Source organism: Ramlibacter sp., from assembly GCF_028292805.1.
In the GTDB taxonomy this organism is placed as follows: domain Bacteria; phylum Pseudomonadota; class Gammaproteobacteria; order Burkholderiales; family Burkholderiaceae_C; genus Ramlibacter.
The window spans coordinates 1-6,380 of the sequence record NZ_JAQGLS010000280.1; the positions used below are offsets into that span (position 1 = coordinate 1).

Consider the following 6,380-nt stretch of genomic DNA (forward strand, 5'->3'; position numbering starts at 1 on the left):
GGCGGCGCGCGTGCGCGAGCACGGCGGCGTGGTGCTGGCCAAGACCACCATGCCCGACTACGGCATGCTGTCGTCGGGGCTGTCGAGCTTCCACAAGCCTTCGCGCAACCCCTGGGACCTGGCGCGCACACCGGGCGGCTCCAGCGCCGGCGCCGGGGCCGCCGCGGCGGCCGGCTACGGCCCGCTGCACATCGGCACCGACATCGGCGGCTCGCTGCGCTTGCCGGCCGCCTGGTGCGGCATCTTCACCCTCAAGCCCAGCCTGGGCCGCGTCCCGATCGACCCGCCTTACATGGGCCGGGCGGCCGGGCCGATGACGCGCACGGTGGCCGACGCCGCCTTGTTCATGGACGTGCTGGCGCGGCCGGACGACCGCGACAGCATGGGCCTGCCGGCGCAGGACATCCGCTGGTCGGACTTCGACGCCGGCCCGGAAAAGCTGCGCGGCCTGCGCATCGGCCTGCAGCTGGAAGCTGGCTGCGGCCTGCCGGTGGAGCCGGAGATCCGGGCCGCGGTGGAGCGCGCGGCGCTGGCGTTCGAGCGGGCCGGCGCGGTGGTGGTGCCGATGCAGCCGTTCATGACGCAGGCCATGCTCGATGGCATGGACCACTTCTGGCGGATGCGCTCGCACCTGGACATGGCGGCGCTGGCGCCGGCCGCGCGGGCAAAAATCCTGCCTTACATCCGCCAGTGGGGCGAGAGCGCGTCCGGCATGACCGGCGAGGCGGTGTTTCGCGCCTTCAACCAGTTCCACCTCACGCGCGTGGCCGCTGTCAATGCCTGCCGCCCGTTCGACTACGTGCTGTCACCGGTGTCGCCCAACATGCCGGCCGGCGCGGCCATGCCCTCGCCCACCAACGACCCGCTGCGGCCGCTGGAGCACATCGGCTTCACGGTGCCGTTCAACATGTCGGAGCAGCCGTCGGCCTCGATCAACTGCGGCTACTCGCCCGAAGGCCTGCCGATCGGCCTGCAGATCACCGGCAAGCGCTTTGACGACCTCGGCGTGTTGCAGGTGGCGCGCGCCTGGGAGCTGATCCGCGAGCCGCAACGGCCCTGGCCGCTGCCGCCGTCGGAATCCATCCACCATGTCGACTGACATCCTTGGCAACCCGGTCTCGCTAGATGACCCGGGCAGCCTGGGACCGCTGAACGACTTCGTCGAAGGCTTCATCGCCAGCGAGGCGCGGGCCGCCAACATCTTCCAGGCCCAGCGCGACGGCAGCGCGCTGGTGCAGGCGTACTGCGCGGCGCTGCACATGTTCGCCGAGACCGGCGACGCGCCGGCGAGCGCGTGGCCGTTCATCGAGCGGGCGCGGGCGGCGGCGCTGCGCGCGACGCCGCGCGAGCAGCGCTTCATCGCCGCCACCGCGGCCTGGGTCGCCGGCGACGTGCCACGCGCCATCGCGCTGCACGAGGAGCAGGCGCGCGAGTTCCCGCGCGACCTGGTGTCGCTCAAGCTGGCCCACTACCACCTGTTCAACCGCGGCGACTCGCCCGGCATGCTGCGCATCGCGCTGGCCACGCTGGCCGGTGCCGCCGACGTGCCCTACCTGCACGGGATGCTGGCCTTCGCCTGGGAACAGTGCCACTTCCTGGAGCAGGCCGAAGGCGCGGCCCGCCACGCCATGGAACTGCGGCACAAGGAGCCGTGGGCGCACCACGCCCTGGCGCACGTGATGCTCACGCAGGGCCGGCTGGCCGAAGGCCATGCCTTCCTGCAGGAAGTCAGCCCCACCTGGACCGGGCTGAACTCGTTCATGGTCACCCACAACTGGTGGCACCAGGCGCTGTTCGCGCTGGAGCTGGACCTGCCCGAGCAAGCGCTGGCCATTCACGACCAGCACGTCTGGGCCGAGGTCAAGGTGTACAGCCAGGACCAGGTCAACGCGGTCTCGCTGCTGGCACGGATCGAACTGGCCGGCCACCAGGTGGGCGAGCGCTGGCAGGAGCTTGGCGCCTACCTGGCCGGCCGCGGCGCCGACCACGTGCTGCCGTTCCTGGACATGCAGTACGTGTACGGACTCGGACGCGCCGGCCGGCTGACGGAAGCGCGCCTGCTGCTGGCAGGCATCGAGCGCCATGCGGCCAGCCTGGCTGGGGACGGCGCAGCGGCCTGGCAGCAGGTCTGCGCGCCCGCCAGCCGCGGCTTGCTGGCCCATGCGCTGGGCGACTGGAACGGCGCCATCCAGGACCTGGGGCAGGCCTTGCCGCGGCTGGTGGAGATCGGCGGCAGCCACGCCCAGCGCGACCTGTTCGCGCAAGTGCATCTGGATGCGCTGGTGCGCAGCGGCCATTGGTCGGGGGCGCAGAACCTGCTGCAGCAGCAGCTGCGCGGGCAGCCGCAGTCGCTGCGCCTGAAGCGCCAGGCAGGCAAGCTCTATGCGGCGCTGGGGTTGGGCGCCGCCACCAGCTTCGCCTGGTCGTAGACCGGCTGCGGCGGCAGGTCCGCCAGGTGCCGGGTGTCGGCCCAGTCCAGGATCTCGATGCCGGTGTCGCGCACGCGGATGCGGTTCAGCCCGGCGTTGGGGATCTCGCTTTGGCGCGGCCCGTCCAGCCCGAGCGAAAGCGCCGTGCGGTAGATCATGTCGAGCACGCCGCCGTGCGTGACCACCACCAGCTTTTGCCGCGGATGCGCCGCCACCAGCCGCTGCACGGCCGCCATGACGCGGGCGTGGAACTGACGGGTGGACTCGCCCTCGGGCATGCAGTAGTCCTGCTCGAAACGCAGCCAGCCTTCCCAGCACTCGGGATGCTGCTCCTTGATGTCCTCCACGCGCATGCCGTCGACGCGGCCGAAGCTCTGCTCGCGCAGGCCGGCCTCCGTCACCGGTTGCAGCGCCAGCATGGCGGCGATGGGCTGCACCGTCTGCTGCGCGCGCAGCAGGTCGCTGGCGTAGACCGCATCCGCCGGCTCGCCCGCCATGCGGACAGCCAGCCGGCGCGCCTGCTCCAGCCCGATCGCGTTCAAGGCGCAGTCCACGTGGCCCTGGAAGCGCAGCTCGCGGTTCATCTCGGTTTCGCCATGGCGAATCAGCACCAGTTCCGTCATCGCATCAGCCCATCCATGCTTCGATTATCCGGGGCCTGGCACGTGCAGAATCACACGCTGCACACCACTGCCAACTATTCCTCAGATGCACTCCCTGGTCCTTTTGCCCGGCCTGGCCGGCGACGCGTTCATGTGGCGCGCGCAGCTGGAGGCGCTGGCGCCTTGGCAACCGCGCGTGGCCGACGTGCACACGCGCCACCACAGCATCGAGGCGATGGCCTCTGCCCTGCTCGCCGAACACCCGGGCCAGCTGGTGCTGTGCGGCGCCTCGATGGGCGGCATGGTGGCCATGGAAACGGCGCGGCAGGCGCCGGAACGCGTCGCCGGCCTGGCGCTGCTGGGCACCGACGCCACCCCGGAGTCGGACGCGATGCGGCAGTTGCGCGAAGCTGCCATCGTCCTGTTCGACCAGGGCCGGGTGCGCCAGGTCATTGAACCGAACGTCGCCTTCGCCTTCCACCCGGACAACGCGCGCCGGCCGGACCTGGTGGACGCCTACCTGCGGTTCGTGCTGGATGCCGGCGCCCAGCAGCTGACGCGCCAGAACCGTGCCGTCATTGCCCGGCCCGATGCACGCGCGCACCTGCCGCGGCTTGACTGTCCGGTGTTGGTGATGTGCGGGGAGGACGACCAGCTGACGCCGCCGGACAAGTCGCGGCAGATCGCGTCACTGGTTCCGCAGGCGCGGCTGGTGCTGGTGCCGCGCTGCGGCCATATGCTGACCATGGAGCGGCCGGATCTGGTCAACGCCACGCTGGCGGCCTGGCTGCGCGAGGTCATGCCCGCCGTGGGCAGCACCGGATTGGCCTCTGCGCGGGACTGACGGCCGGGGCTATTCGCGCCCGAGGCTGCGCACCTTTTCCACCAGCCGCTGCTGCACGCTGGTCGAGACGAACTGGTCGACCTCGCCGCCAAGCAGGGCGATCTCGCGCACGAAGGTGCTGCTGATGAACTGGTACTTCTCGCCGGGCGTCATGAAGACCGTTTCCACGTCCGGCATCAGGTGCCGGTTCATGCCCGCCAGCTGGAATTCATAGTCGAAGTCGGTGACCGCGCGCACACCGCGCACCATGGCCTTGGCGCCGCGCTCGATCACGAAGTCGCGCACCAGCCCGCTGAAGCCCTCCACCCGCACCTGCGGGTTGCCGGCCAGCGCCTCGCGCGCCATCTCGATGCGCTCCTGCATGGTGAACAAGGCTTTCTTGTGATGGCCCGCCGCCACCGCCACGATGACGGTGCCGAACAGCTGGCACGCGCGCCTCACCACGTCCTCGTGGCCCAGGGTCATGGGGTCGAATGTGCCTGGGTAGACGGCGATGACGTCATTGGCCATGTGGGGTCTCCTCAGTGGCCTGGGACGGGCGGCCGTTGGCGCGCATTATGCAACCGGACGCAACAGATGCCCGTGGACGGCGCCGGCCTTGAGGTGGCGCACGGCCTCCAGGCCGTGGCGCTCGAGGGCTTCGCCGCTCCACTGCACCGGCGCCTCGAGGTAGATGAAGCCAGCGGGGACCAGCGCCGGCCGCGCGGCCGCCAGCGCCTTGTCGAACAACTGGGAGTCGAACGGCGGGTCGATGAACACCAGGTCAACGCTGGCTGGCCGCAGGCCGGCCAGCACGCTCAAGGCATTGCCACGCTGCACCCGCACGTTGCCGGCTTGCAGCCGCTTGGCGATGCCGCGCAGCTGGTCGACCAGCTCGCCCTCGGACTCCACCAGCAACACCTCGGCCGCGCCGCGCGAAGCGGCCTCCAGCCCCAGGGCCCCGGTGCCGGCGAAAGCGTCCACGCAGCGCCAGCCGGTCAGGTCGTGCCCGAGCCAGTTGAACAGCGTCTCGCGCACGCGGTCGGGCGTGGGCCGCAGGCCCGGCCGGTCCAGCACCGGCAGGCGCGTGCGCTTCCAGATGCCGCCGATGATGCGGACTTCATGCGGCGCGGTGCGGGCGGGGGCAGTACTTTTGCGGACCATGGGGCGAGCTTAAAGCCTGCGGCCGTCCGAAAAAAAAGGGCACGACTTTTGGTCGCGCCCTACTCCCTGTGAACTCTCTGATTGCTTCTGTGTGACAGACGCCAGGTCATTGTCGCGGCCCGAAAAAAATCCTGCACGGGCGCCCCTGTCAGAGTTGACAGGGGGGCCGGCAAGATCGTTCGCTTACTGTCGGCCCGGCGCCACATCGGCCCCCAGGACCACCGTCACCATCCGGTCCGGCTGCAGCTTGCGGGCGAAGGCGGCCTTGATGTCGGCGGCCGTGACGCGCTCGACCTGCCGGGTCCAGGTGTCCAGATAGTCGAGCGGCAGGTTGTGCCAGGCGATCGCCGCCAGGTTGTCCAGCAGCTTGCGGTTGCTGTCGATGCGCAGCGCGAAGCCGCCCACCAGGAAGTCCTTGGCCGCCTTCAGCTCGGCTTCGGTGGGGCCTTCGGCCACGAAGCGGCGCAGCACGTCCCTGGACACCTGCACCGCCTGCGCCGCCTGGTCCGGCCGCGTCTGCAGTCCCAGCGTGAAGGCGCCGGCGTGCATGCCGGGGGCGAAATAGCTATAAATGCTGTAGCTCAGACCCCGCTTTTCGCGCACCTCGGTGGTCAGGCGCGAGACGAAGCCGCCGCCGCCCAGCGTGTAGTTGCCCACCAGCAGAGGAAAGTAGTCCGGGTCGTCGCGCCGGTACCCCGGCTGGCCGATCAGCACGTGGGCCTGGGCCGAGGCGAACGGGATGCTGCGCTCCACCGGGGCCGCCAGCGTCGCCACTTCGGCCACCGGCGGCAGCGCCTCGCACTGGCTGGCCGGCAGCCGCGCCAGCAGGCTGGTGGCGAGCTGGTCGGCCTGCGCCCGGGTGACGGCGCCGACGATGCTCACCTTGGCCCGGCACGGCCGCACCAGCCGGTAGTGCTCGCGCATGTCCTGCACGGTGATGCGCGCCAGCGTCTGCTCGGTCATGTCGTAGCCGTAGGGGTGCGAGCCATAGACGGCCGTGTGGAAGCTGCGGTTGGCGATCGTGGCCGGCCGCGTGTTGGCTTCGCGAATCGACGCGTTCATGCGCTGCCGATCGCGCAGCCACACCGCCTCGGGAAACGACGGCTCGCCGATCTGGCGCGCGCCCAGTACCACCGCCTTGGCCAGCAGTTGCGGATAGGTCAGGGACCGCAGCGAAAAGCTCATGCGATCCGAGCCCGCGCTGGCGCCGAAGCCGGCGCCCAGGTCGGCCCAGGCCTCGCCCAGCTGGTTCTCGTCCAGCGCCGGCTGGCCGTCGCGCGCCGCGATGCCCTTGGACGTCATGGCGGCCGTCACGCTGGCCAGGCCCACCTTGTCGGCGGGGTCGCGCCGGCCGCCGGCGTC

Annotated in this window: 7 protein-coding genes; 3 read left to right on the plus strand and 4 right to left on the minus strand. The window is 70.8% G+C overall.

Annotated features, from left to right (window positions below; translation table 11 throughout):
* Positions 1-1,099, plus strand: a 1,099-nt coding sequence (locus JWP65_RS17010; protein ID WP_299765865.1) for an amidase, incomplete at its 5' end; no start/stop codon positions are given.
* Positions 1,089-2,429: a tetratricopeptide repeat protein gene (locus tag JWP65_RS17015; RefSeq protein ID WP_299765867.1), complete on the plus strand. Its 1,341-nt coding sequence runs from the start codon at positions 1,089-1,091 to the stop codon at positions 2,427-2,429. The genes JWP65_RS17010 and JWP65_RS17015, both read left to right, overlap by 11 nt.
* Here JWP65_RS17015 and JWP65_RS17020 read toward each other — a convergent pair.
* The gene (locus tag JWP65_RS17020; protein WP_299765869.1) at positions 2,381-3,052 is read right to left on the minus strand and encodes a histidine phosphatase family protein; all 672 of its coding nucleotides are present in this window, start codon (positions 3,050-3,052) and stop codon (positions 2,381-2,383) included. The genes JWP65_RS17015 and JWP65_RS17020 overlap by 49 nt on opposite strands.
* An 85-nt stretch (positions 3,053-3,137) precedes the next feature.
* On the opposite strand from JWP65_RS17020, the gene JWP65_RS17025 reads away from it, so the two are divergent.
* Positions 3,138-3,875, plus strand: coding sequence for an alpha/beta fold hydrolase (locus JWP65_RS17025; RefSeq protein WP_299765871.1), 738 nt, complete (start codon positions 3,138-3,140; stop codon positions 3,873-3,875).
* A gap of 9 nt (positions 3,876-3,884) precedes the next feature.
* Here the strand turns inward: JWP65_RS17025 and coaD are convergent, their stop codons facing one another.
* The 3 genes from coaD to JWP65_RS17040 form a co-directional block, all read right to left on the minus strand.
* Positions 3,885-4,385 carry a pantetheine-phosphate adenylyltransferase gene (gene coaD / locus JWP65_RS17030; RefSeq protein ID WP_299765872.1) on the minus strand — a complete coding sequence of 167 codons (501 nt, stop codon included), beginning with the start codon at positions 4,383-4,385 and terminating at the stop codon, positions 3,885-3,887.
* Positions 4,386-4,430: 45 nt separating this feature from the next.
* Positions 4,431-5,018: a 16S rRNA (guanine(966)-N(2))-methyltransferase RsmD gene (gene rsmD, locus JWP65_RS17035; protein WP_299765874.1), complete on the minus strand. Its 588-nt coding sequence runs from the start codon at positions 5,016-5,018 to the stop codon at positions 4,431-4,433.
* A 183-nt stretch (positions 5,019-5,201) separates the two neighbouring features.
* A partial coding sequence (locus tag JWP65_RS17040; RefSeq protein ID WP_299765876.1) for a pitrilysin family protein occupies positions 5,202-6,380 on the minus strand: 1,179 nt, incomplete at its 5' end.